The organism is Paraburkholderia sp. IMGN_8 (assembly GCF_038050405.1).
Taxonomy (GTDB): Bacteria; Pseudomonadota; Gammaproteobacteria; order Burkholderiales; family Burkholderiaceae; genus Paraburkholderia.
In genome coordinates this window covers 3207640-3228241 of sequence record NZ_CP150900.1, presented here as the reverse complement: position 1 = coordinate 3228241, position 20602 = coordinate 3207640, and the positions used below count along the sequence as shown (strand labels likewise).

Here is a 20602-nt window from a genome sequence, read left to right as displayed (position 1 = left end):
CACGCCGCCTGCGGCTCGTGGTGTCATTGCTCATCAACTGCATGGAGGTTCTGGATGTCGTCACTGAATACGAATCTGAATGGCAAGGTCGCGGTAGTTACTGGCGCCGCGAGCGGCATCGGCAAGCAGATTGCGCTGACGCTTTCCGCGGCGGGCGCTGCGGTCGCGATTGCCGACCTGAATCAGGACGGCGCGAACGCCGTCGCTGAAGAAATCAAAGCGGGCGGAGGCAAGGCAATCGGCGTCGCGATGGACGTTACGAACGAAGACGCCGTCAACCAGGGGATCGACAAGGTCGCTGCCGAGCTCGGTTCGGTCGATATTCTGATTTCCAACGCCGGCATTCAGATCGTCAATCCGATCGAAAACTACTCGTTTTCCGACTGGAAGAAGATGCAGGCGATCCATGTGGACGGCGCGTTCCTCACCACCAAGGCGGCGCTCAAACACATGTACAAGGACGATCGCGGCGGGATCGTGATCTACATGGGTTCGGTCCATTCCCACGAAGCGTCGCCGCTGAAGTCCGCCTACGTGACGGCCAAGCATGCGTTGCTGGGTCTGTCGCGCGTTTTGGCGAAGGAAGGCGCGAAGCATAACGTGCGTTCGCACGTTGTGTGTCCGGGTTTCGTGCGCACGCCGCTGGTCGACAAACAGATTCCCGAGCAGGCCAAGGAACTCGGCATCAGCGAGGAAGACGTGGTCAAGCGCGTGATGCTGGGCGGCACGGTCGACGGCATCTTCACCACGGTGGAAGACGTTGCGCAGACAGTGCTGTTCCTGTCCACTTTCCCGACTGCGGCGCTGACCGGTCAGTCCTTTATTGTGAGCCACGGCTGGTACATGCAATAAGGAGGCGCCCATGGCGCAACGCAATCTCAAGCGGGCGCGCGTCGGCGCGCCGGGCGACGGGGATGGTGAGGGCGCCGGGCCGGCGCCTTCCGTCCGGCCCGACCCGCTACTCCGTGTACCCGACTATGAAACCGTCGCGCTGATGCTGCAAGGCGGCGGCGCGCTGGGCGCCTATCAGGCAGGCGTCTTTCAGGGGCTTTACGAAGCCGGCATCGAGCCGAACTGGCTCGCCGGCATTTCGATCGGTGCGTTGAACACCGCCATCATTGCCGGCAATCCGCCGGAGAAGCGCGTCGAACGGCTGCGGCAATTCTGGGAGACGATCTGCCAACCGGCTTTCGGGCCGCCGCTGCCGGCCTTCTTCGAGCATGCACTCTTCAATTCCAGCGAAGCTGTGCGCAAAGCCTTCACCGCGACGCAGGCAATGGGCGCGATCATGGAAGGGCAGAAGGGCTTTTTCGTGCCGCGCTTTCCGCCGCCGTTGCCCACCGTGTCGGGGCTGCCGCAAGCGGCCAGCTACTACGACACCGCGCCGCTGAAAGCGACACTCGAAGCGTTGTGCGATTTCGACCGGATCAATTCCGGCGAAATACGGATATCGGTGGGCGCAGTGAATTGCGGCACCGGTAATTTTGCGTACTTCGATAACACGCACATGACACTGAAGCCGGAGCATTTCATGGCGTCGGGCGCGTTGCCGCCGGGCTTTGCGGCGGTTGAAATCGACGGCCAGTACTACTGGGACGGCGGCTTGATGTCGAACACGCCGCTCTACGAAGTGCTCCAGACTACGCCGCGCCGCGACACGCTCGCCTTCCAGGTCGATCTTTGGAGTGCGATCGGGCCGGTGCCGGACAACATCACCGACGTCCAGGGGCGCGTGAAGGACATTCAGTATTCGAGCCGCACACGTCTCGTGACCGACATGCTGCAGCGATCGCAGCGTTTCCGGCATGTGTTGCGCGAGGTGCTCGATCGCGTGCCGGCTGATCAGCGAGACGATCCGTGGTGCAAGCTGGCCGACGAGCTATCGTGTTCGAAACGCTACAACGTGATCCACCTCATCTACCGGCAGAAGGAATACGAAGGGCACTTCAAGGACTTTCAGTTCGGCCTGTCGACGATGCGTGAACACTGGGAAAGCGGTTTGCAGGATATCCGCCAATCGCTTGCGCAGCCCGATTGGCTCGACATGCCCGAGAACGACGCGGGCTTTGTCACGCACGATATTCACCGGGATTCCCGCTGAAGTGGTAGTTGGCAGTAGCGAGCGGCAAGCGAAAACGGCGCCCGAAAGGGCGCCGTTTCTATAACCAGTTTCAGCAAAGCGCGCAAAAAGAAACGCACGACAAGCACACGCGCTTTGGAAAGTTTTACTTCAGCACGTGAGCGATCGCGCTCGCCACCACGTCGAGGTTGCGCGTGTTCAGCGCAGCCACGCAGATGCGGCCCGTGCCGACGGCATAGATGCCGAACTCTTCACGCAGACGGTCCACTTGCGGCGCCGTCAGACCCGAGTACGAGAACATGCCGCGTTGCGCGTTGACGAAGCTGAAGTCGCGATCCACGCCGCTTGCCTTCAGGCGTTCGACCAGACCGTTGCGCATGGCGCGGATACGGTCGCGCATTTCGGCCAGTTCCGCTTCCCACGTGGTGCGCAGTTCAGCCGAGCCGAGCACGGCTGCGACAACCGAGCCGCCGTGCGTCGGCGGGTTCGAGTAGTTCGTGCGGATCACGCGCTTCAGTTGCGACAGCACGCGAGCAGATTCTTCTTTGCTGCCCGTGATGATCGACAACGCGCCGACGCGCTCGCCGTACAGCGAGAACGACTTCGAGAACGACGACGACACGAACACGTTCAGTTCCGATGCGGCGAACAGGCGCACTGCTGCGGCGTCCGATTCGATGTTGTCGCCGAAACCCTGATAGGCGATGTCGAGGAACGGCACCAGATTGCGTGCCTTGACGACTTCGACCACCTGCGTCCATTGCTCGACGCTCAGGTCGACGCCGGTCGGGTTGTGACAGCACGCGTGCAGCACGACAACCGTGCCCGCAGCGTAGCTGTTCAGCGCGCTCAGCATGCCTTCGAAGTTCACACCGTGGGTGTGCGCGTCGTAGTACGGGTACGACACGACTTCGAAGCCGGCGCCTTCGAACAGCGCACGGTGGTTTTCCCAGCTCGGATCGCTGATCGCGACCTTGGTGTTCGGGTTCAGACGCTTCAGGAAGTCCGCGCCGATTTTCAGCGCGCCCGTGCCACCCAATGCCTGTGCCGTCACCACGCGGCCGGCGGCGATCAGCGGCGAGTCGTTGCCGAGCAGCAGTTTCTGCACAGCGGCGTCGTAGGCGGCGATGCCTTCGATCGGCAGATAGCCACGCGGCAGCGCGGCTTCGACGCGAGCCTTTTCCGCGTCGCGCACGGCGCGCAGCAGCGGAATCTTGCCTTCTTCGTTGAAGTACACGCCAACGCCAAGGTTGACCTTGGTGGCGCGCGCATCGGCGTTGAAGGCTTCGTTCAGGCCCAGAATCGGGTCGCGGGGAGCAAGTTCGACGGCGGAGAACAGAGACATGATGGGTGGGCAGCAGCAGTTGTAAAAAGAGGGGCGGCTTCGAGCGCGGGCGGCCCGGCTGAGGTGTCTGACAAAAGGTGCAGACCGGGACCGGCGGCGGACAGCGGCGAACGAGCGCGACTTGGCATTGTAGCGAATCCACGGGCATTTTTCGGGCTGGGAAGGCCGTCAGAGCGAATTATTTGCTTGAAAAACAAGCACTCTGGCGCCATGTGCCCGTCGCGGATCTGCCCGGGGCCAGCCCGGGGCAGGCCGTCCGGCGCTCCAAAAGCGCTGCCCCGGCACGCTCGCACTAAGGGCCGCAAGCAAGCCCGCGCCCCCAGGAAACCCTACGCAGACCCGCTGAGCTCGCGTTTCCCGCAAACCGCTAGAATAGTCCTTTGCCCAAGGCTTGGTGCCGCCCACATGTCCGAACACCATCTGACTGAAGTCGACGATACGCTCGACGAATCCAAATTCGTCACGTTCGAAGGCTCGCCGTTCCAGCTTTACCAGCCGTATCCGCCGGCCGGCGATCAGCCGACGGCGATCGACACGCTCGTCGAGGGCGTCGAGGACGGCCTGTCGTTCCAGACGCTGCTCGGCGTGACCGGCTCCGGCAAAACCTTCACGATGGCCAACACGATCGCGCGGCTCGGCCGCCCGGCGATCGTGTTCGCGCCGAACAAGACGCTTGCCGCGCAGCTTTACTCGGAGTTCCGCGAGTTCTTCCCGCGCAACGCGGTCGAGTACTTCGTCTCGTACTACGACTACTACCAACCGGAAGCGTACGTGCCGCAGCGCGACCTGTTCATCGAGAAAGATTCGTCGATCAACGAGCACATCGAGCAGATGCGGCTTTCCGCCACCAAGAGCCTGATGGAGCGGCGCGACGTGGTGATCGTGGGCACGGTGTCGGCGATCTACGGTATCGGCAACCCGTCCGAATATCACAAGATGATTCTGACGCTGCGCACCGGCGACAAGCTCGGCCAGCGCGACATCATCGCGCGGCTGATCGCGATGCAGTACAACCGCAACGAAGCCGATTTCCAGCGTGGTTCGTTCCGCGTGCGCGGCGACACGATCGACATTTTTCCGGCCGAGCACGCGGAAATGGCGGTGCGCCTCGAGCTGTTCGACGACGAAGTCGAGACGCTGCAGTTGTTCGACCCGCTTACGGGCCGCGTGCGCCAGAAGATTCCGCGTTTCACTGTGTACCCGTCGTCGCACTATGTGACGCCGCGCGACACCGTGGTGCGCGCGGTCGAAACCATCAAGAACGAACTGCGCGAGCGGCTCGAGTTCTTCTATAGCGAAGGCAAGCTGGTCGAAGCGCAGCGGCTCGAGCAGCGCACCCGCTTCGATCTGGAAATGCTGCAGGAACTGGGCTTCTGCAAGGGTATCGAGAACTACTCGCGGCACTTCTCGGGCGCCGCGCCCGGCGAGCCGCCGCCGACGCTGGTCGACTACCTGCCGTCGGACGCGCTGATGCTGCTCGACGAATCGCACGTGCTGATCGGCCAGCTGAACGGCATGTACAACGGCGACCGCGCGCGCAAAGAGAATCTGGTGGACTACGGTTTTCGCTTGCCGTCGGCGCTCGATAACCGGCCGCTCAAGTTCAACGAGTTCGAGCGCAAGATGCGCCAGGTGGTGTTCGTATCGGCCACGCCGGCCGATTACGAAAAGAAAACGGCAGGGCAGGTGGCCGAGCAGCTTGTGCGTCCGACCGGGCTGGTCGATCCTGAAATCGAGGTGCGTCCGGCACGTACGCAGGTCGACGATGTACTCGCCGAGATCAACGAGCGCGTCAAGGTGGGCGACCGCGTGCTGGTTACGGTGCTGACCAAGCGGATGGCCGAGCAGCTCACCGAGTTTCTGGCCGATCACGGCGTCAAGGTGCGCTATCTGCACAGCGATATCGACACGGTCGAGCGGGTCGAAATCATCCGCGATCTGCGTCTGGGCACGTTCGACGTGCTGGTCGGGATCAACTTGCTGCGCGAGGGGCTCGATATTCCCGAGGTGTCGCTGGTCGCGATCCTCGACGCGGACAAGGAGGGCTTCCTGCGCGCCGAGCGCTCGCTGATTCAGACCATCGGCCGGGCTGCGCGGAACGTGAACGGCAAGGCGATTCTCTACGCCGACAAAGTGACCGATTCTATGCGCCGCGCAATCGACGAAACCGAGCGGCGGCGTGCCAAGCAGATCGCCTTCAACCTCGAGAACGGCATTACGCCGCGCGGTGTGGTCAAACGTATTCGGGACATCATCGACGGCGTATATAACGTCGACGACGCGCGCGCCGAACTGAAGGAGCAGCAAACCCGCGCGAAATTCGAGGACATGTCCGAGAAGCAGCTCGCCAAGGAGCTCAAGCGTCTCGAAAAGCAGATGATGGAGCACGCCAAGAACCTCGAGTTCGAAAAGGCCGCGCAGACCCGCGACCAGCTGGCGCTGCTGCGTCAGCGCGTATTCGGCGCCAACGTCGGCGATCATGTGCCTGGCGTCGACTAAGTTCGACTAAGCTCGAGTCAATTTTTCCTCCCGCACCCGGGCGCGGCAATGTGCCGCGTCTCGTCTCCACAGGCCGTTCACCCGCCAATCCGTCCACGCGCGCTCTTCCTTAAGCCTGCCTTAAGACTCCGCTGCCATAAGGCTTTGCGTGCTGTCGGATTTGTTCTCCCTGCCGAACGATGATAAACTCGACCAATATTGAGAATGGTTCGCATTAACGTTCTCATATGCGATTTGCTTATGACCCATCGCCTCTGCCAGGGGATTGGTGGGTCGCCGCATCAAGGTGCGCGCAACGTACTGTTCCAATCGGTTCGGTTCCAGTCAGATAAAAACAAGGAGTTTCAATGCGGATTTCTTCATTGGTGCGCGGTGGCGCTGCAGCGGTAGCCGCAGTAGCGGCGCTTTCGGCAACAGCAGCGGAATACCCGATCGGCAAGCATCAGATTCAGGGCGGCATGGAAATCGGCGCGGTGTATCTGCAGCCGGTCACGATGGCACCCGAAGGCATGATGCGCAAAGCGTCGGATTCGGACATCCACCTCGAGGCCGATATCCACGCGGTCAAGAACAACCCGACCGGTTTCGCCGAAGGCGACTGGATGCCGTACCTGCAAGTGCGCTACGAATTGACGAAAGCAGGTTCGAATCAGACCCAGAAGGGCGACATGATGGCGATGGTCGCCAATGACGGCCCGCACTACGGCGACAACGTCAAGCTGCAAGGCCCGGGCAAGTATCACCTGAAGATGGTCGTCGAAGCGCCGATGCAAACTGGCCACATGGCCTTCGGCCGTCACGTCGACAAGGAAACCGGCGTGGGCGCATGGTTCAAGCCGATCACGCTCGAATACGACTTCACGTTCGCGGGTATCGGCAAGAAGGGCGGTTACTGAGCGCCGAGGATCGTCACGGCTTGCCACGCATTGCCGCGTGGCTACTGCGTGAGTGAACGAATACAGCAGGCGGCGCCCGGGCGATGAAACCCGCTGCGCCGCGTTCTCCGGAAGGGCTAATGAGAATCAACCGAAAGATCGCGATCCTCGCCACGATGGCGTCGCTGGCTGGCGCCGCGCACGCGGCCGATTTGCCGACCTTCAAGCTGGAAATGAACGACGGCAAGCTGAATCCGGCACGTATCGAGGTGCCTGTCGGGCAGCGTATCAAGATCGAAATACGCAACACCGGCAAGGGTGCGGCCGAGTTCGAAAGCGTTCAGTTGCGCAAGGAAAAAGTGTTGGCTCCGGGGGCGGAATCGTTCGTCGTGATCGCGCCGCTGGATCCGGGCGAGTACAAGTTTTTTGACGACTTTCATCAACAGGCGCAGGGCGTGATCGTCGCGAAATAAGGGCTTGGGCCGCGAGCGCAAGTTGATCGGGCGTTCGCCACAGCAGTAGACGGAGGGCTAGATGGGTCAGGTGTTGTTCATCGTATGGCGGGAAAGTGTCGAGGCATTGCTGGTCGTCGGCATCCTGTACGCGTGGTTGAAGAATGGCGACGAAGATGCGCGCCGTGGTTTGCCGTATTTGTGGGGCGGCGTCGCGGCTGGCGTGATCGCGGCGGTCGCGCTCGGCGTGGCGTTGGTCGGCTTCACCGAGGTGCTTTCCGGTGACGCGCAGGATTATTTCCAGACCGCCATGGTGCTGGTCGCCTGTGTGCTGATCGTGCAGATGGTGCTGTGGATGAAGCAGCACGGCCGCTCGCTCAAGCGCGACATGGAACAGTCGCTGCAAAAGAGCACGCGCGATTCGAACTGGTGGGGCGTCGCATTGCTGGTCGCGCTGGCGATTGCGCGTGAAGGCAGCGAAACGGTCATCTTCCTGTACGGCCTCGGCTTCGGTCAGTCGGGTCACGTGGACGGCGGCCAGATGCTTGCAGTGTTCATCGGCCTCGGTCTCGCACTTCTGACCTTCTACGCATTGCAACTGGGCGGCAAGTTCTTCTCGTGGCGGCTTTTTTTTCGCGTCACCGAGATCATGCTGCTGTTCCTCGGTGCGGGCCTGTTCCAGACCGGCGTCGACAAGCTGATCGACAAGGAAATCCTGCCGACGCTGGTCGGCCAGATGTGGAATTCGTCAGCCATCCTCGACGATTCGAGCACCTTCGGTTCGCTGGTCGCCACGCTCACCGGTTATCGCGCGCATCCGGCGCTGATGAATCTGATTGCCTACGCTGTGTACTGGGCGGTCGTCTATCTGCTGGTGCGTCGCGCGAACCGTAAGCCGGCGCCGCAGGCCGCTGGGCGCGCAGCGTGAGTACGGTCATGACGCGCCCAGGCCGCCTCGCTGCGGCCGGTCAGTGGATGCAGCGTCACGGCGGGCTGATTCGCGGCATTCAGTGGATGGTCGTGGCGGTGTACGCGTTTCTGATTCTGGTGCCGGCGGCGACGCCGCTGCCGGACGACACCGCGCATCTGTGGAACAACCTGACGCTTGCAGCGCAGTTCGTGTTCTGGGGCATCTGGTGGCCGTTCGTGCTGTTGTCGATGGTGATGCTCGGCCGCGTATGGTGCGGCGTGCTCTGCCCGGAAGGCGCGCTCGCCGAGTTCGCCAGCAAATATGGCCGCGGCTGGGCGATTCCGCGCTGGATGCGTTGGGGCGGCTGGCCGTTCGTCGCGTTCGGCCTCACCACCCTCTACGGCCAGATGGTGAGCGTCTACCAGTATCCGAAGGCGGTGCTGCTGGTGCTCGGCGGCTCGACCTTCGCGGCGATGATCATCGGTTTGCTGTACGGGCGCGAGAAGCGCGTCTGGTGCAAATATCTGTGCCCCGTCAACGGCGTTTTTTCGCTTCTGGCGCGCCTCGCGCCGTTTCACTACAAAGTCGACGAAGGCGCGTGGCGCCGTTCGTACAGGAACGGCGAGCATGGGCATCGGGTGATTCCGATCAATTGCGCGCCGCTGGTGCCGCTGCGCAATATGAAGGGAGCGTCGGACTGCCATATGTGCGGCCGTTGCAGCGGGCATCGCGACGCGATTGCCTTGACGTGGCGCGCGCCTTCATCGGAAGTAGTCGAGCTCGGCGACAAGCAGGCGAGCGCATGGGACACCGCGTTGATCCTCTATGGCCTGCTCGGCATCGCGATCGGCGCGTTCCACTGGACCGCTTCGCGCTGGTTCGTCGACCTGAAGATGTTCTTCGCGACGTGGCTCGTCGATCATGACATCACGTGGCCGCTCGACACCAACGCGCCGTGGTTCCTGTTCACGCATTACCCCGAGCAGAACGACGTGTTCTCGTGGCTCGACGGCACGATGGTGATCGGCTATATCCTCGCCACGGCACTGGTGTATGGCACGGCGCTGCTGGTGCTGCTGGCGGGCGCCACGCGCATGCTGGGGCGCTTCAACTTCGTGCGTCTGCATCATTTGGCGCAAGGGCTGATTCCGATTGCCGGCGCGGGGGTATTCCTCGGCTTGTCGGCCACTACGCTGTCGCTCCTGCGCGCGGAACATGTGCCGTTGTGGTGGGCGTCGGATCTGCGCATCGGCATTCTGGTGATTGCCAACCTGTGGAGCGCGTGGCTGGCCTGGCTCGTCACACGCCGCTATAGCGAGCGCTTCGTTCAGCGTGGCCTTGCGATGCTGTGGTTCGTCGCGGCGCTGGCCGTGGTCGATAGCGCGTGGTGGCTGATGTTCTGGGGCTGGGCGTCGAAATAAGCGCGCTGTCGCAGTGCTTGTTGTGTTTGGGCCGCAAAAAAGCCGTGGAGATGAAAACATCCCACGGCTTTTTTACATCTATCGCCTGCTGCGACACACGTCGTTTCGTGTATCCGCATTAGGCCAGAACCAAAATGAGAACCAAAAAAGCGGCCTGGCTGGCTGCGACGGCTGGCTTGGTGTCTGCACGAAGGGGTCTAGTTCTCACGTGCAAGCCGTCGTGGCTGGCTAATGCCCAACACCTCTCGAGGAGGTGGTCCCCACAATACCCGGTACGTCCTTCTATTCGTTCCTTATTTCGTCAGGATCAGCTTGCCCAGACGCGTGGCGCGCAGCTGGTAGGTTTCGCCGTTATGGATGATGCTGACGTGGCTTTGTCCTTGCAGTAGTGCGTCGCTACGCACGGCCCGATTCGACGACTCTCCCGAACTGTTTGCGCGATCCGCGACGGGCTTCGTGGCGGTAGCCGTAGCCGCCGATGGTTTCGGACGGCTGGTCAGCGCGGCCGCCGGGCGGCGCAGGCTGAGTGTGGAAGAGCGCGTGAGATCGGTCATTCGTTTTAGCTGTGAGTCGATTCGATGGGCTAATTCTAAATGATAACTATTCCTATTTACAAGAAAGAGAAATTGATCGGATTCGACTTTCGATAGCCAAGCGTGCGGGAGAGCAAAGCGATGAAATGCGTGGAGGCGAAGCCGCCGTCAAACTGGCGGTCCGGAATGCCGGAATGCCGGAATGCCGGAATGCTAGCGCGCGGGCAGGGCGCCCACGCGCAAATTTCAATGCAACGAACCGGGTTCCTGACGCGTCTGCACGTACTGACGAATCAGCCGCACCGTATCGATGTCCGACTCGCGATACGCCGACTTGACGATCTCGGTCGTCTGCACCGCATCCTGGTCGTCGGAGACGGGCAGGGTAGTCGTGTACTCGAAGCGTAGAAACAGCTGCAACTCGTCGGGCTGTTCGATGGTCATGGTCAGCGAGCCGCCGACATGCGATTCAGTCGGCAGAATGTCATAGCGCACGCTCTGGCTCTCCAGCAGCGTGACACGGTCGCGCACGGTGGCCTGGCCGTAGTGCAGTTCACGTTCCAGTATGTTCCCGGTGCGCGACAGGATGGTGCAACTGTCGAGGCCGAGCACAAACAGCTGCGGCTGCTCGGCGCGCAGCACGAGACCCTCCCATAACTGCTCGCGGGTCATCGCGTCGACAAACGGATTCAACGGATCGTTGATCTGGATAAGGTGTTCGAAATTCAAGACGACAGCTTCCTATGAAAGCGCTGCAATACGTTCTGCCCTGTTCAGCCGGGTCTTGCGGGTCTTGCCGCGAAGTTACGCGACGGCGAGTCCCGAACGAATCGTGATCGAATGCGTCAGGATCTTGTGAACCGGACACGCATTGGCAATCTGCAAAAGCCGTTCCTGCTGCTCGTCGGACAGATCGCCTTCCAGCACGATCCGGCGGTCGATGGTCGATCCGGCATCGCCGGTTTCCATCGACAGCGCAACGCGCACACCGGCGAGCGGCCAGCCCTTGCGCTGCGCGTACATCTTCAGCGTGATCGACGTACAGGCGCCGAGGCTCGACAGCAACAGCGCGATAGGCGCCGGCCCACGATCACCACCACCCAGCGACTCGGGTTCGTCGGCGAGCCACGTGTGCTTGCCGTCGTCGAAAATGACCTGGAAATTCGTCGAACCGATGTGGGCGTTGACGGTGGACTCTGCCATGCGCGCTCCTGAACAGGGACGGAAATCGCCGCGCGCCGACGACCGTTATCGCTAAACGGCGCGGCGCGCGGCATGAATCGCTATTGTGAACGAATTTACCGGCGTTCGCGCCACATGGTGCGGCGCGGCGGCGCGTTGCTAACCGCGCCGCAGTGTTTCCGGGCGGCCCGGCGTGCCCGGTGCCCAGTGCCCGATCAATGCGTGATCGCGCCCATGCGCCCGGCCTGGTAGTCGGTGACGGCCTGACGGATCTCATCTTCGGTGTTCATCACGAACGGGCCGTAGCGCACCACCGGTTCTTTTAGCGGTACGCCGCCGAGCAACAGCACTTCGAGCGGTTCGGCGCCGGCCGTGAGCGTGACGCTATCGCCGTCGTTCTGAAATACGACCATCTTCTGCGCGTCGATTTCCTGACGCGCGTCGCCTTCGCCGTAAAAGCCCTTGCCCGACAGGCTGTAGGCAAACACACGATAGTCCGCCGGCACCGGCTGCTGAATCGTCGCGCCCGGTTGCAGCGAGAAATGCTGATACAGGATCGGCGTACGTGTTTCGATTGCCGCCTTGACGCCGAGCGCCTCGCCGGCAATGACCTTGACGCGCACCTTGCCGTCGGCCGACGTCGCGACCGGAATGCTCGACGACGGTATCTCCTGGTAGCGCGGCTCGATCATCTTGTCGCGGCGCGGCAGATTCACCCACAGCTGCAATCCATGCACGCGCCCGCCGGTGCGGACAAACTCCGGATCCGGCATTTCGCTGTGCACGACGCCGGCGCCCGCGGTCATCCATTGCACGTCGCCAGCATGCAGCGTGCCCGAATGGCCCGCTGAATCCTTATGGCCGAACTGACCCTCGAGCGCATAGGTGACCGTCTCGAAGCCGCGATGCGGATGGTCCGGCGCGCCTTTGGCCTCGCCGGGCGCGTAGTCGATCGGACCCATTTCGTCGAGCAGCAGGAACGGGTCGAAATCCATCAGCATGCGGGTCGGGAACGGCCGGTGGACGATAAAGCCGCCACCCTCGGTCGTGCGAACGGCGGGATACGTGCGTTCGATCGTGCGTGTCGTGCTCATCAAAGTCACCTTAAAAAATGGGGAATAGCGTTATTTTTGAAACATGGAGCTATTATAGGGACCGTTTTCCGAGGTGCCAGCCGCTGTCACGCAATGGATTGTTCTATTACTGGAACGATGAGATGAAGATCGATTCACACAATCTGAATGACCTGATGTACTTCTCGCAGGTTGTCGAACATGGCGGCTTTTCCGCCGCCGAGCGCGTGTTGGGCATCTCGAAGTCGCGGCTCTCGCGCCGGCTGACCGAGCTGGAAGCATCGCTGGGCGTGCGTTTGCTGCAGCGCTCCACCCGCAAGCTGGCGCTGACCGAAGCCGGGCAACTGTTCTACCAGCACTGCCAGGCGATGCTCAGCGAGGCGCAGGCGGCCGTCACCGTCGTGCAGCAGTTGCGCTCGTCGCCGCGCGGAACCGTGCGCGTGAGCGTGCCGGTGACCATCTCGCAGACCATCCTGTCGCAAATCCTGCCGGAATTCATGCATCGCTACCCGGAGGTGCGCGTCGTGATGCGCGTGACGAACCGCGTGGTCGATCTATTCGAGGATTCGATCGACGTCGCATTGCGTGTGCGCTCCGATCCGCCGGAAAACGCCAACATCGTCGTGCGGCCGCTGTGGCGCACGCAGCAGATGCTGGTCGGCGCGCCGAGCCTGTTGCAGCAGAATGCACCGCCGCTGTTGCCCGCCGATCTGAACCGCTTCGAAACGCTCGATGTGCCGACCAGCGACGGCCGCCACGTATTCAACCTGATCGCGCCCGACGGGACGCGCCACGTGCATGAACACGAGCCGCGTCTGGTGACCGCCGATCTCATGACGATTCGCGAAGCGGTACTGGCCGGCGTCGGCATCGCGGCGTTGCCGGAGATGATGTACGGCGCAGCGTTACGCGCGGGGCAGTTGTCGCCGGTGATGCCGGGTTGGACCTTTCCGACGCCGCAGTTATACGCCGTATTCGTCTCGCGGCAGGGGATGGTGCCGGCGGTGCGCGCATTCGTCGATTATCTGGTCGAGATGCTCGACCCGGACAGCGGCAAACATACCGCAGGCGAATGTCCGACGCGGGAAGAAAAGAAGCCCGTTACGCAGCAGGTACTCGCCGTCGCGTCATAGCACTTCTTACGTGGCGCGGCATCGCTTTTAGCATTTAAGCGCCGCTTGTCATGAGTACTTTCAATGGCTGATTGCTTGAATGCGCGCGCTCGCAGGCCTATATTGAAATCCCTTCGCTAAGGAGTCTCTTATGCGGAAACTCATGGCCGCTATGATAGCCGGCCTGATAGGGCTGACCGCGCTGTCCGTGTCGATCACGGCTGTCGCATGCGATGGCACTGGCTATCATTCCGATGGCAAGTGATCCCGCCGCCCGAAGGCGCCGAGTGCGCAAAAAAAGAGGCCTTCATCTGACGATGAAGGCCTTTTACTTTTAGCCCTTGTTTCAAGGGCTTTTCCGTACTTCAGCAGACGCTGCTTAAGAGTGCCGTACCTCGTCCCTACTTGGCCTTTGGCTGTGTAACGAAGCCGATCCTGGTCAGGCCGCCGGCCTGCGCCGCCGACATTACCTCAGCGACTTTCTCATACGCGACCTTGCGGTCCGCATCCAGATGCAACTCCGGTTGCGGGTTCGCTTGCGCGGCCTGCGCGATCTTCGCACGCAGCGTCGCGTCGTCGACCTTTTGCTCGTTCCACAACACGTTGCCGTCCGCATCGACCGAGACCGAGACCTGCGCGAGCTTCGTGTCTTCCTTCTGACTGCTTGCATGCGGCAGATCGATCTTGACCGCGTGACGAATCACCGGAATCGTCACCATGAAGACGATCAGGAGAACCAACATGACGTCGACGAGCGGCGTCATGTTGATTTCGTTCATCAGGCCGTCGTCATCGTCGCCGGCGAAGGGGCTCATTGCCATCGGAATGCCTCGCTGATCAGTTGGCGCGCGTGGCGAGGCGCAGACCGTCGCCGCGCCTGGACGACGACAGGCGGGCGCCCGTCACGAAGAACGCGTGCAGGCCGTGCGCAAAGCGGCTTAGCTTGGCGACGATCGCCTTGTTGGCGCGTGTCAATGCGTTGTAACCGAGCACCGCCGGAATCGCGACGAACAGGCCGAACGCGGTCATGATCAGCGCTTCGCCGACCGGGCCGGCCACCTGATCGATCGACGACTGGCCGCTTGCACCGATCGCCAGCAGCGCGTGATAGATGCCCCACACCGTGCCGAACAGGCCGACGAACGGCGCTGTGCTGCCGATCGACGCGAGAATCGCGAGACCGCTCTGCATGCGTGCCACGCTTTCGTCCATGGTGTCTTTCAGGCAGCGCGTGACCCAGTCCGACACGTCCATGCGGTCGTGCAGGTGCGGCTGCGTCTGATGATGGTGATCGGCGGCTTCCTGGCCTGAGAGCGCCAGCGCGAGGAACGGGTTGTCGTGCGGCGTCGACGATTCGGCGCCGAGCTTCTTCACGCCGTCGGCGAGATCGTCCGAATGCCAGAACGCCTGCTCGGCGTTCTTCGTAAGACGCTTCAGCCGCATCACGTTCCAGCCTTTGATGACGATCACGCTCCACGACATCACCGACATGAGCAACAGCGCGAGCGCGATACCGCGCGTCACGAAATCCCCTTGCGCCCACACGTGCGCCAATCCGTAGTTTTGCATTGCAATTCCTTTTTTCTTGAAATCTGCCTCAATCGTTCAGATTGAAGTCGTAAGGCTGGGTGTACGCCGCTCGAATCGGCTGGCCGTTCTCGAGATACGGTTTGCAGGCGCTTGCATGCACGGCGGCGAGCGCGGCGTCGTCGAGGCGGCTAAAGCCGCTGCTCTTCTTCAGTTCGATGTTCTCGAGCTTGCCGGTCAGGCCCACCACGAACTTCACATACGCGGTGCCGGTTTCGCCGCGCCGCTTGGACAGCGACGGGTAGTCGGGCCTGGCGATGTTGCAGTCGAGGTGCGAGACGTTCTTCGGCGCCGCGATTTCCATCGTCTGACGGCCGATCGCGGGCGCAGCCTGAGCGGCGGGCGCTGCCGGTGCAGCAGGTGCGGGCGGAGTCGGATCAGGCGCTGCGACCGGCGTTGGCGACGGCGCCGCGACCTGCGGCAACGGCGTGGGCGTCGGTTTGGGCGTGGGTGCCGGTTTCGGCTGGACCTTCGGCTTGGTATGAACCGGTGGCGTCGGCTTGGGAGGCGGCGGCGCGATCGATTGCAGTGCGACGGGCGCCGCGACCGGCGCGGGGCTCAGCAACTCGGCGGTCATGGTGCGTGACTCGATCGGCCGTACGACGGGTTCGTTACGCAGCGTGAGCACAACGGCCAGTAGCGCGAGGTGAAGCGCGGCCACCGCGGCAGTCACGGTCAGGGCACGGGAATTCATTCGGACGGAAGTGGCCGGCGCGGCGCCGGCTGAAACGGTATGCGAAGCCGGCATGTTAGCGTGGCGGCGCGCCGTCGATACAGCACGTCAGGCAAGACAGCGTCATGTTCGGAAGATCAGCAGCGAAATGCACAAAGTAGTCACGAAACCGATCAGCAATTCCATCTCAAGCTCCTTTTAACGGGGGAGGCGGGTAGCTGGCTGGTACGGATACTGGCTTGCTGACGGCAGTGGGATAACGCTAGAAGCAGCGCTAGAAGCAGCGCTAGAAGCAGCGCTAGAAGCAGCGCTAGAAGCAGCGCGTGAAGCAGAGTGAGGCGGTGAACCGGAGCGATAAACACTTCTGGCGCGGCATGGGCCGCGCCGTGAACCTGACTTCAGGCCGCCTTGCGTTCGTAAAACGTCAGCGGCATCGCTTGCTGGTGATGCTCGAAGCCGCAGCGGCTCGCACAGACGCCACTTTGCAGCATGACGTCGCGCACGGAATCCGCGCACTTGCCACAGCAGGAGGCGACGCCCAGTTCGAACTGAAGCTCGTCGAACGAATCGACGCCTTCCGCGATCGAGGCACGGATCTTTCGGTCAGAGACAGACTTGCAGACACAGACAATCATGGTAGGGCGTCATAGCTAACGTTAATGCGAATTATTATCATTTTGTTTGAAGCGTTTGGCAAGCGTCCTGCATGAATTTTTGTAACAAAACCAGACTGTTAGAAGGGTTTCGCCTATGGGCAGGGGTTCGGCGAGAGAGGCTGGAAGAGCGCGGAAACGCCAAAAAAATACCTAAAAAGCGCGCAAGAAGGCCGCTCGGCGGCGTCAAAGCGGCGCTTCCGAGGGTTTTATGCGGCTTGGGAATCCGGCGCTGCGGTGCGGCGCGAGGGGATCAGTACGCGTTCGACTGCCGCGTCGATATGTAGCAGGGTGGCGGCGAGCTGTTGCTGATGGGCTCCGTCACCGGTCGAAAAAAAACGGGGCAGAACACTGCCGCGTTCCGGGGCGGCGCGCAGGCCGTGCTGGTCGAGCACCCGTTCCAGCTGGCGCGCAATCGCGACGCTCGTATCGATCAGCGTCAGCCGGTCGCCGACGATGTCGCGGATCGCCGCATCGAGAAAAGGATAGTGGGTGCAGCCGAGCACCAGCGTGTCGGCGCCGGCATCGAGCATCGGCTCCAGATAACCGCGCAGCAGCGCGCGCAGTTCGGCCGAACTGACGTCGCACCGTTCCACCGCCTGCACGAGCCCGTGGCCCGGCTGGCACAGAAAGCGGCAATCCGCGGCGTAGCGTTCGAGCAGCGCCTGAAAGCGGGCGCTACGCAAGGTGACCTGTGTGGCGAGCACGCCGGCGACGCGCGTTTTCGATTGCAGCGCGGCCGGTTTGATGCCGGGCTCTACGCCCACCAACGGAATCGGCAGCTTTTCGCGGACCAGCGCGATCGACTGCGCCGTCGCCGTATTGCATGCGACCACCAGCACTTTCGCGCCTTGCTTGACCAGCCATTCACCGATCGCGAGGGTGCGGTCGGCGATAAAGTCGTCGTCGCGTTCGCCATAGGGCGCGTACAACGAGTCGGCGGCATACAGAATCGCTTCGTCCGGCAGTTGCGCCCGGACCGCGCGCAGCACCGACAAGCCACCCAAGCCCGAATCGAAAACGCCGACCGGCGCGCGCGCATTGGCACTTGAGGTCGCAAGCGGGGCACTCGGAGACGTCGATTCTGCAGGCATAGGCGAAGAGGGCGCGCGCGGGACAGCGGTCAAGGGGAAATCACGAAAACAGGGAAGTGCGCAAGTATATCGCCCGCGCGCATGATCTGATGCATGAGCCGGCGCGCGGGCTTTTCCAGCCTGGTTCGATCAGGACTCGACCGAACCCATCGCAGTTTGCTGGTAGTTCTGAATGCCGACCTTGTCGATCAGATCCAGTTGCGTTTCGAGCCAGTCGATGTGTTCTTCGGTGTCGTCGAGAATCTTGACGAAGATTTCACGCGAGATGAAATCGCGAACCGATTCGCAATACACAATCGCTTCTTTACAGGTGTTTTGCGAGATCTGTTCGAGCTTCAGATCGCATTCGAGGATTTCCCGGGTTTCCTCGCCGATCAGCAGCTTGTGCAGGTCTTGCAGATTCGGCAGGCCGTCGAGCATGAAAATGCGTTCGATCAGCCAGTCGGCGTGCTTCATTTCGCCGATCGATTCGTCGTATTCATGCTTGCCGAGTTTTTCGAGGCCCCAGTGCTTGTACATCCGTGCGTGCAGGAAGTACTGATTGATGGCGGTCAGCTCGTTCTTCAACTGAGCGTTCAGATACTCGATAACTTTCTTGTCGCCTTGCATGATGATTCCTTATGGGGGCTTTGAATTTTCAACAACAATAAACGCCAGACCTGAAAAAGCCAAGGAAACGGATGCATTCTTTGACATTGTTCCCGGCGTCACGCGCCGCGCTTGCCGCAACCATGAAAAAGCCGGGACCGCAGCCCCGGCTTCTTGACACATGTGACAGGCGTTAGCAGCGAATCAAACCGTCGCGACCGGAATCTTGCCGATCCTGGCCTGCCATTCCTTCGGGCCGGTCTGATGCACGGACGTGCCGTTCGAATCGACCGCAACCGTTACCGGCATGTCCAGCACGTCGAACTCGTAGATCGCTTCCATGCCGAGGTCTTCGAACGCGAGAACCTTCGCGCTGCGAATCGCTTTCGACACGAGGTACGCGGCGCCGCCCACGGCCATCAGATACGCGGCCTTGTGCTTCCTGATCGCCTCGATCGCGACCGGGCCGCGTTCGGCTTTGCCGATCATCGAAATGAGGCCGGTTTGCGACAGCATCGTTTCGGTGAACTTGTCCATCCGCGTGGCGGTGGTGGGGCCGGCCGGGCCGACAGCTTCGTCGCGCACCGGATCGACCGGGCCGACGTAGTAAATCACGCGGTTGGTGAAGTCGACCGGGAGCTTTTCGCCCTTCGCGAGCATATCGGCGATGCGCTTGTGCGCGGCGTCGCGGCCCGTCAACATCTTGCCCGACAGCAGGAGCGTCTGGCCCGGCTTCCAGCCGGCGACTTCTTCCGGCGTCAGCGTGTTCAGGTCGACGCGCTTGCTGGTTTCCGTATTCGGTTCCCACTGCACCTTCGGCCATGCGTCGAGCGACGGCGCTTCGAGCTTCGCGGCACCCGAGCCGTCCAGCGTGAAGTGCGCGTGCCGCGTGGCGGCGCAGTTCGGGATGATCGCGATCGGCTTGCTTGCAGCGTGCGTCGGCGCGGCCATGATCTTCACGTCGAGCACGGTAGCCAGACCGCCGAGACCCTGCGCCCCGATGCCCAGTGCGTTGACCTTCTCGTGCAGTTCGATGCGCAGTTCTTCGATCCAGTCTTTCGGGCCGCGTGCGATCACGTCCTGGATGTCGATCGGATCCATCAGCGATTCCTTGGCCATCACCATCGCTTTCTCAGCGGTGCCGCCGATGCCGATACCGAGCATGCCCGGCGGGCACCAGCCTGCGCCCATGGTCGGCACGGTCTTCAGGATCCAGTCGACGATCGAGTCCGACGGGTTCAGCATCGCGAACTTCGACTTGTTTTCCGAGCCGCCGCCCTTGGCTGCAACCTGCACGTCGACTTTGTCGCCCGGTACGATCTCGTAGTGGATCACGGCCGGCGTGTTGTCTTTCGTATTCTTGCGCGCGCCTTCGGGCGGGCTCACGATCGATGCGCGCAGCACGTTGTCGGGGTTCAGATAACCGCGGCGCACGCCTTCGTTGATCATGTCGGTGACGCCCATCGTCGCACCGTCCCAACGTACGTCCATACCGACCTTCACGAACACCGTGACGATGCCGGTGTCCTGGCAGATCGGCCGCTTGCCTTCGGCGCACATGCGGCTGTTTGTCAGGATCTGCGCGATCGCGTCCTTCGCGGCCGGGCTCTGTTCGAGTTCGTACGCGCGGCCCAAGGCCTGGATGTAATCGAGCGGGTGGTAGTAGCTGATGTACTGAAGCGAATCAGCGATGCTCTGAATCAGATCTTCCTGTTTGATGACGGTCATGGCTAGCTCAGTGGGGACGGTGGCGCTTGTTTTCTGGTCGCGGGCTATGCGGTCAGTCGTGCGCCTTCAGGGGAGTGGAATCGTGTGAACTGTTTGAACTCACGACATGCAATGCCGCGGGTTCCTGAAAATGTTTGGGGTGCGTGTGCGTGGTGAGGCGGTCGACCAGCGCCATCACGAGTGCCGAGACGAGGAACGCGACGTGAATGATCACCTGCCACATGATCGTGTGCGTCGTATTCTGATCGGGGCTGATGAAGGTCTTCAGCAGATGGATCGACGAGATGCTGATCAGCGCCATCGACAGTTTCACTTTCAGCACGCCGGCGTTCACGTGGTCGAGCCATTCCGGTTCGTCCGGATGCCCCTCTACGCCGAGGCGCGATACGAAAGTTTCATACCCGCCGATGATCACCATGATTAGCAGGTTCGAGATCATCACCACGTCGATCAGCCCGAGCACGACCAGCATGATGTTGGTTTCGTCGAGCGTCATGGACGCCGAGACGAGATGCCAGACTTCTTTCAGGAACAGAACGACATAGACAGCCTGGGCGACGATCAGGCCCAGGTAGAGCGGCACCTGCAGCCAGCGGCTCATGAAGATGATGACGGGCAGCGGGCGCATCGGGCGGCGCTGACGGGCGAAGTCGGGTCGCGTGGCGGACATAGGCTAGAGTCGGATGAGGCGCAGGTGATGGAATGCGGATCAAATACGCAGATTAAATGCATCGGCCTGGCGCCTGGGCCGGGCGCGCGGATCGGGCACGCGGCACAGTACACAGACCAGGCGCGGA

General features: G+C 61.9%; 22 protein-coding genes. 9 read left to right on the top strand and 13 right to left on the bottom strand.

The window, feature by feature from the left end; genetic code table 11:
* The first annotated feature begins 54 nt into the window (after positions 1 to 54).
* Together WN982_RS14775 and WN982_RS14770 are read left to right on the top strand one after the other, a co-directional pair.
* Positions 55 to 852, top strand: a complete 798-nt coding sequence (locus WN982_RS14775) for a 3-hydroxybutyrate dehydrogenase (protein WP_341312709.1) — start codon at positions 55 to 57, stop codon at positions 850 to 852.
* A gap of 10 nt (positions 853 to 862) precedes the next feature.
* Positions 863 to 2101, top strand: a complete 1239-nt coding sequence (locus WN982_RS14770) for a patatin-like phospholipase family protein (protein WP_341312708.1) — start codon at positions 863 to 865, stop codon at positions 2099 to 2101.
* Between the two features lie 124 nt (positions 2102 to 2225).
* Here the strand turns inward: WN982_RS14770 and WN982_RS14765 are convergent, their stop codons facing one another.
* Positions 2226 to 3425, bottom strand: coding sequence for an amino acid aminotransferase (locus WN982_RS14765; protein WP_341312707.1), 1200 nt, complete (start codon positions 3423 to 3425; stop codon positions 2226 to 2228).
* A 405-nt stretch (positions 3426 to 3830) separates the two neighbouring features.
* Here WN982_RS14765 and uvrB point away from each other — a divergent pair, with 405 nt between their 5' ends.
* From uvrB to WN982_RS14740, 5 genes are all read left to right on the top strand, one after another.
* Positions 3831 to 5924 (top strand): excinuclease ABC subunit UvrB, encoded by a 2094-nt coding sequence (uvrB, locus tag WN982_RS14760; RefSeq protein ID WP_341312706.1) that lies wholly within the window; start codon positions 3831 to 3833, stop codon positions 5922 to 5924.
* A gap of 347 nt (positions 5925 to 6271) precedes the next feature.
* On the top strand, positions 6272 to 6820 hold the full coding sequence (locus WN982_RS14755) for an iron transporter (RefSeq protein WP_341312705.1): 549 nt from the start codon (positions 6272 to 6274) through the stop codon (positions 6818 to 6820).
* A 119-nt stretch (positions 6821 to 6939) separates the two neighbouring features.
* Positions 6940 to 7272, top strand: a complete 333-nt coding sequence (locus WN982_RS14750; RefSeq protein ID WP_341312704.1) for a cupredoxin domain-containing protein — start codon at positions 6940 to 6942, stop codon at positions 7270 to 7272.
* Positions 7273 to 7333: 61 nt separating this feature from the next.
* The gene (locus tag WN982_RS14745; protein WP_341312703.1) at positions 7334 to 8179 is read left to right on the top strand and encodes an FTR1 family protein; all 846 of its coding nucleotides are present in this window, start codon (positions 7334 to 7336) and stop codon (positions 8177 to 8179) included.
* Positions 8176 to 9582: a 4Fe-4S binding protein gene (locus WN982_RS14740; RefSeq protein ID WP_341312702.1), complete on the top strand. Its 1407-nt coding sequence runs from the start codon at positions 8176 to 8178 to the stop codon at positions 9580 to 9582. Before WN982_RS14745 ends, WN982_RS14740 begins: the two co-directional genes overlap by 4 nt.
* Positions 9583 to 9875: 293 nt before the next feature.
* Here WN982_RS14740 and WN982_RS14735 read toward each other — a convergent pair whose 3' ends face one another.
* The 4 genes from WN982_RS14735 to WN982_RS14720 all read right to left on the bottom strand — a co-directional run bounded on the left by WN982_RS14735 (position 9876) and on the right by WN982_RS14720 (position 12391).
* A complete protein-coding gene (locus WN982_RS14735; RefSeq protein ID WP_341312701.1) occupies positions 9876 to 10136 on the bottom strand; it encodes a hemin uptake protein HemP in 261 nt (86 codons plus the stop codon).
* Between the two features lie 225 nt (positions 10137 to 10361).
* The gene (locus WN982_RS14730) at positions 10362 to 10844 is read right to left on the bottom strand and encodes an SRPBCC family protein (protein WP_341312700.1); all 483 of its coding nucleotides are present in this window, start codon (positions 10842 to 10844) and stop codon (positions 10362 to 10364) included.
* A 75-nt stretch (positions 10845 to 10919) separates the two neighbouring features.
* Positions 10920 to 11318: an OsmC family protein gene (locus WN982_RS14725; protein ID WP_341312699.1), complete on the bottom strand. Its 399-nt coding sequence runs from the start codon at positions 11316 to 11318 to the stop codon at positions 10920 to 10922.
* Between the two features lie 194 nt (positions 11319 to 11512).
* Positions 11513 to 12391: a pirin family protein gene (locus tag WN982_RS14720; RefSeq protein WP_341312698.1), complete on the bottom strand. Its 879-nt coding sequence runs from the start codon at positions 12389 to 12391 to the stop codon at positions 11513 to 11515.
* 122 nt (positions 12392 to 12513) lie between these two features.
* Between WN982_RS14720 and WN982_RS14715 the strand changes: the two genes are divergently transcribed.
* Positions 12514 to 13503, top strand: a complete 990-nt coding sequence (locus WN982_RS14715) for a LysR family transcriptional regulator (RefSeq protein WP_341312697.1) — start codon at positions 12514 to 12516, stop codon at positions 13501 to 13503.
* Positions 13504 to 13883: 380 nt separating this feature from the next.
* Here the strand turns inward: WN982_RS14715 and WN982_RS14710 are convergent, their stop codons facing one another.
* The 6 genes from WN982_RS14710 to bfr form a co-directional block, all read right to left on the bottom strand.
* Positions 13884 to 14303, bottom strand: a complete 420-nt coding sequence (locus WN982_RS14710) for a biopolymer transporter ExbD (RefSeq protein WP_341312696.1) — start codon at positions 14301 to 14303, stop codon at positions 13884 to 13886.
* Between the two features lie 16 nt (positions 14304 to 14319).
* Positions 14320 to 15051: a MotA/TolQ/ExbB proton channel family protein gene (locus tag WN982_RS14705; RefSeq protein ID WP_341312695.1), complete on the bottom strand. Its 732-nt coding sequence runs from the start codon at positions 15049 to 15051 to the stop codon at positions 14320 to 14322.
* A 28-nt stretch (positions 15052 to 15079) separates the two neighbouring features.
* Positions 15080 to 15817 carry an energy transducer TonB gene (locus WN982_RS14700; protein WP_341312694.1) on the bottom strand — a complete coding sequence of 246 codons (738 nt, stop codon included), beginning with the start codon at positions 15815 to 15817 and terminating at the stop codon, positions 15080 to 15082.
* Between the two features lie 323 nt (positions 15818 to 16140).
* The gene (locus WN982_RS14695) at positions 16141 to 16377 is read right to left on the bottom strand and encodes a (2Fe-2S)-binding protein (protein WP_341312693.1); all 237 of its coding nucleotides are present in this window, start codon (positions 16375 to 16377) and stop codon (positions 16141 to 16143) included.
* A gap of 227 nt (positions 16378 to 16604) precedes the next feature.
* Positions 16605 to 17489 carry a glutamate racemase gene (gene murI / locus WN982_RS14690; protein ID WP_341312692.1) on the bottom strand — a complete coding sequence of 295 codons (885 nt, stop codon included), beginning with the start codon at positions 17487 to 17489 and terminating at the stop codon, positions 16605 to 16607.
* Between the two features lie 129 nt (positions 17490 to 17618).
* Positions 17619 to 18098, bottom strand: coding sequence for a bacterioferritin (gene bfr, locus WN982_RS14685; protein ID WP_341312691.1), 480 nt, complete (start codon positions 18096 to 18098; stop codon positions 17619 to 17621).
* On the opposite strand from bfr, the gene WN982_RS14680 reads away from it, so the two are divergent.
* Positions 18097 to 18255 (top strand): hypothetical protein, encoded by a 159-nt coding sequence (locus tag WN982_RS14680; protein ID WP_341312690.1) that lies wholly within the window; start codon positions 18097 to 18099, stop codon positions 18253 to 18255. The genes bfr and WN982_RS14680 overlap by 2 nt on opposite strands.
* Before the next feature lie 26 nt (positions 18256 to 18281).
* Here WN982_RS14680 and WN982_RS14675 read toward each other — a convergent pair whose 3' ends face one another.
* Both WN982_RS14675 and WN982_RS14670 read right to left on the bottom strand, forming a co-directional pair.
* On the bottom strand, positions 18282 to 19805 hold the full coding sequence (locus WN982_RS14675) for a fumarate hydratase (protein WP_341312689.1): 1524 nt from the start codon (positions 19803 to 19805) through the stop codon (positions 18282 to 18284).
* A 52-nt stretch (positions 19806 to 19857) separates the two neighbouring features.
* On the bottom strand, positions 19858 to 20475 hold the full coding sequence (locus tag WN982_RS14670; protein WP_341312688.1) for a TIGR00645 family protein: 618 nt from the start codon (positions 20473 to 20475) through the stop codon (positions 19858 to 19860).
* Between the last annotated feature and the right edge of the window lie 127 nt (positions 20476 to 20602).

Bases quoted from the DNA above. Each gene is read 5' to 3' on its own strand.
- WN982_RS14775 (WP_341312709.1), top strand. From the start codon at position 55: ATGTCGTCACTGAATACGAATCTGAATGGCAAGGTCGCGGTAGTTACT.
- WN982_RS14770 (WP_341312708.1), top strand. From the start codon at position 863: ATGGCGCAACGCAATCTCAAGCGGGCGCGCGTCGGCGCGCCGGGCGAC.
- WN982_RS14765 (WP_341312707.1), bottom strand. From the start codon at position 3,425: ATGTCTCTGTTCTCCGCCGTCGAACTTGCTCCCCGCGACCCGATTCTG.
- uvrB (WP_341312706.1), top strand. From the start codon at position 3,831: ATGTCCGAACACCATCTGACTGAAGTCGACGATACGCTCGACGAATCC.
- WN982_RS14755 (WP_341312705.1), top strand. From the start codon at position 6,272: ATGCGGATTTCTTCATTGGTGCGCGGTGGCGCTGCAGCGGTAGCCGCA.
- WN982_RS14750 (WP_341312704.1), top strand. From the start codon at position 6,940: ATGAGAATCAACCGAAAGATCGCGATCCTCGCCACGATGGCGTCGCTG.
- WN982_RS14745 (WP_341312703.1), top strand. From the start codon at position 7,334: ATGGGTCAGGTGTTGTTCATCGTATGGCGGGAAAGTGTCGAGGCATTG.
- WN982_RS14735 (WP_341312701.1), bottom strand. From the start codon at position 10,136: ATGACCGATCTCACGCGCTCTTCCACACTCAGCCTGCGCCGCCCGGCG.
- WN982_RS14725 (WP_341312699.1), bottom strand. From the start codon at position 11,318: ATGGCAGAGTCCACCGTCAACGCCCACATCGGTTCGACGAATTTCCAG.
- WN982_RS14720 (WP_341312698.1), bottom strand. From the start codon at position 12,391: ATGAGCACGACACGCACGATCGAACGCACGTATCCCGCCGTTCGCACG.
- WN982_RS14715 (WP_341312697.1), top strand. From the start codon at position 12,514: ATGAAGATCGATTCACACAATCTGAATGACCTGATGTACTTCTCGCAG.
- WN982_RS14710 (WP_341312696.1), bottom strand. From the start codon at position 14,303: ATGGCAATGAGCCCCTTCGCCGGCGACGATGACGACGGCCTGATGAAC.
- WN982_RS14705 (WP_341312695.1), bottom strand. From the start codon at position 15,051: ATGCAAAACTACGGATTGGCGCACGTGTGGGCGCAAGGGGATTTCGTG.
- WN982_RS14700 (WP_341312694.1), bottom strand. From the start codon at position 15,817: ATGCCGGCTTCGCATACCGTTTCAGCCGGCGCCGCGCCGGCCACTTCC.
- WN982_RS14695 (WP_341312693.1), bottom strand. From the start codon at position 16,377: ATGATTGTCTGTGTCTGCAAGTCTGTCTCTGACCGAAAGATCCGTGCC.
- murI (WP_341312692.1), bottom strand. From the start codon at position 17,489: ATGCCTGCAGAATCGACGTCTCCGAGTGCCCCGCTTGCGACCTCAAGT.
- WN982_RS14680 (WP_341312690.1), top strand. From the start codon at position 18,097: ATGATGATTCCTTATGGGGGCTTTGAATTTTCAACAACAATAAACGCC.
- bfr (WP_341312691.1), bottom strand. From the start codon at position 18,098: ATGCAAGGCGACAAGAAAGTTATCGAGTATCTGAACGCTCAGTTGAAG.
- WN982_RS14675 (WP_341312689.1), bottom strand. From the start codon at position 19,805: ATGACCGTCATCAAACAGGAAGATCTGATTCAGAGCATCGCTGATTCG.
- WN982_RS14670 (WP_341312688.1), bottom strand. From the start codon at position 20,475: ATGTCCGCCACGCGACCCGACTTCGCCCGTCAGCGCCGCCCGATGCGC.